Genomic DNA, 3,031 nt, shown 5'->3' with positions numbered 1-3,031 from the left:
GGCGTTGCCCAAACCCACTGGGGAACTCTTCCCCAGACCCCCTTAATCGAACTCCCCAACCCCTCAATCCTTGAGGGGCTCCCTCGCCGGTAGGCAGGAATCGAATGCATTCGATTCAATGCCAAGAGGGTTCGGGTGCAGTGAGTCTATCAACTCCTTAATGCTCCCTACGGTCCGCTTACCGTTGACAGACGCCATATAAGGCTCATATAGCCTTTTTAAGAGGTCACCCTAGTTTCATACCTTCATTTGCCTTAAAGGCAAAATTAGAAGCCTTCAAGGCTTTCTAGTGGTTTTTAAAGCTTTTCCCTTTCATCAGGTTGAGAGAGTGAGGCTGGGGTGAATTGGCGAGAGCCAAGAGGGGTTAACCCCTTATAGCGTATTCAAACGTTGTCTAATAACTCTATTAAGTACGGTAGAACAGCGTTTTTACAGGCTATACTAGATTGCTTCCGAACGACTAGCAAATTGTTTCATCAGTTTATCGGTCGTTCGGCAAGATAGACGTAGCCTGTAAAATTTCGGAATGCAAGGAGAAAAGGGTGGAGATTTTTTGAGTGTTTTTCTCAAAAAATACTACCTGTACCTTGTATGGAGAAAAGCCTATTAAGTATATAGATTGATAGACAGCTTAAATCTATAAAAAAAACCTTAAAAAAATTAGTAAAATAATAGAATAGAAGAGAGAAAGTAGGTTAAACCCTTGATATGACTGGTTTTTTTAAAAAAAACTATAATTTGTGGGATTATAAGTTATAATTTGTGGGATTATAAGCCTAATTTGTGGAGTTATATACCATAATTTGTGGGATTATAAATTTAATCAAATATTTATCATTTTATAATTTGTGGGATTATAAATATTAAAATTACAAAAAAATGTTGAACTTAAAAACATACAACTTTATAATTTAAATTAATTATAAAATGTATAGGAAGTGAATTTAATGCAAGCTGAAAGACCTTTAAAAAAAGTTTCGAAAGTGATTACCAATAAAGTAACTGATATAATCACAGGAGAAATTAAACATGAAGAACAATTAATTGATGCTTATGTCGATAAAGAACCTGATTACGTAAAACTTTATTTAAAAGATATAGTAGCCTTAAATGACCTTCCTAAAGGCTTGGATAGGGTAATTAATGTCCTTTTAAAAACCATGTCTTATGACAATATGATTATCTTAAATAGCTTTATAAAAAAACAAATGACTGAGGAACTTGGCTACAAATCCGTTCAAGTACTTAACAACAATATAAATAAACTAGTAAATGCTAAAATTCTTTTCAGAAAAGGAACTGGTACATATCAAGTTAATGCTCTCTATTTTGGTCGTGGACATTGGCATGAGATACAAGAAATCCGATTACAACAGCATTACTCTAGCAAAGGGAAAAATTTCAAGGCAGAAATAATATACAAAGAGGACAATAATTAAAGGCTGTGATATAAAAAAAACCCAACAAAAGCAGGGTTTTTTTTATCGCTCCATTCCCATATCTCGTTGTTTTTCCCTTTGAGGTTTCTCTAATTTTTGAAGCGAGTCCTGGACTAATTTACCTTGCCTATCATCCAGGTACTTTATCATTCCTGGTTCAGCATTATTAATCCTCAAAAACGTCTTTACTCGGTCAATTTGAGCGTGTAAAACTTTGCCCACTCTCTCTTTAAAAACAGAAAACTCCTTGCTGATCTGCGTAAGTTTTTCCTTCAATTTTCCGTTCTCTGATTTCAATTCTCGATTCTCATTTTGGTAAGACCGGTTCTCGATTTTTAGAGTGTCCACCTGTTGTTTTAACTGCTTTTTCTCCTTCAACTGGTCATTGTACTTATCAACCAACCCATTATACTTTTCAACCAAGTTTCCATATTCCTTTACAACGTCAGTCTGCTTCATTTTTTCTACCACTTTTTTTTCAACTAAAGAATCAAAATTTTCCTCAATATGTTTGTAATAATGACGAATTTTACCTTGTCCAATTTGCATATCTGACTTTAGCTGCTCAACTTCTTTTTTAGCCTTTTCCAATTTCTTTTGTAGATTCTCCGATTTAACTTGATAAATAACTCCATTAGTAGCATAGTCCACTAAACTTTGATAATCTTGTTCTTTCATCCCAACTAATCCAAGAACCTTCTTCGATTCAATATTCTCGATAGCTTTTGTCTTATCTGTAATCTCATGGATCTGACCTATTGTTCGCTCATACTTCTCTTTCGCATCCTTCTCCATTTGTTGAAACGTCAGAGCCTTGTATTTAGCTGATTCAACATGTTTACGGTCAGTCGAGACACCACGTTCTAAATCAAAGCCTTCTCGTACCATATGGTCATGAAATTTATCCTGTAGCTTTGCAAGTTGTTGTTTCTTACCAAAAAAATCTTTTGCCGAAAGCCGACCATCTTCCGTAATCGGCACAAATCCAACATGCATATGTGGTGTTTTTTCGTCTTTATGAACCATTGCATAAGCAATATTTTTTTCTCCATATTCATCTGCAAAGAATTCATAAGCCGATTCAAAGAATCGTCTTTCTTCTCGTTCTGATAGATTCTGAAAATACTCTGAATCAGAAGTAACAAGAAAACTAGCAACCTTCACCGCATCTTTCCGAATGGCTTTGCCAGTCGTTACCCCTTCCTCAATCATTTTGTTCACTTTATCGTTGTAATCAATAGATTCAGAATTAACCAAATCATAATTTAAGTGGGAAAGTGCTTCGTTAATATCCCCATTTGTTTGGCTCTCTTTTTCTCTTTGATTATGTATTTGAATGCCTTTAATTGCAGGTTGTTTTAGCTTCTGCATATGTAAAATTGCATAGCTCAAATTGTGGTCACGCACCCTTCCGAAAATCTAATAGATTAAGAGAAGTGTAGCACACTACACTTTGCACGCAAAGTTTCATGTGTTGGGGAGTCCCCCAAACCCCCTTAAAAGCCTTTCGACTATCGTCGAACTCGCCTTGCTGAAGTGTGGCCAATTTTAATTGGCAGCACTCCATCCATTCGAGAAAACCATAGACCTTG

2 protein-coding genes are annotated in these 3,031 nt (G+C 35.7%); one reads left to right on the top strand and one right to left on the bottom strand.

Annotation, left to right across the window (positions count from 1 at the left end; genetic code table 11):
• The first annotated feature begins 947 nt into the window (after positions 1-947).
• The gene (locus tag NST77_RS25925; RefSeq protein ID WP_144547497.1) at positions 948-1,439 is read left to right on the top strand and encodes a replication/maintenance protein RepL; all 492 of its coding nucleotides are present in this window, start codon (positions 948-950) and stop codon (positions 1,437-1,439) included.
• 42 nt (positions 1,440-1,481) lie between these two features.
• On the opposite strand, the gene mobV is transcribed toward NST77_RS25925, so the two are convergent.
• Entirely contained in the window at positions 1,482-2,831 is a 1,350-nt protein-coding gene (mobV, locus tag NST77_RS25920) for a MobV family relaxase (RefSeq protein ID WP_341123939.1), read from the bottom strand.
• Between the last annotated feature and the right edge of the window lie 200 nt (positions 2,832-3,031).

Source organism: Niallia sp. FSL W8-0177 (genome assembly GCF_038006285.1).
Taxonomy (GTDB): Bacteria; Bacillota; Bacilli; order Bacillales; family Cytobacillaceae; genus Niallia; species Niallia circulans_A.
This window is presented reverse-complemented; position numbering and strand designations above follow the sequence as displayed.

Bases quoted from the DNA above. Each gene is read 5' to 3' on its own strand.
- NST77_RS25925 (WP_144547497.1), top strand. From the start codon at position 948: ATGCAAGCTGAAAGACCTTTAAAAAAAGTTTCGAAAGTGATTACCAAT.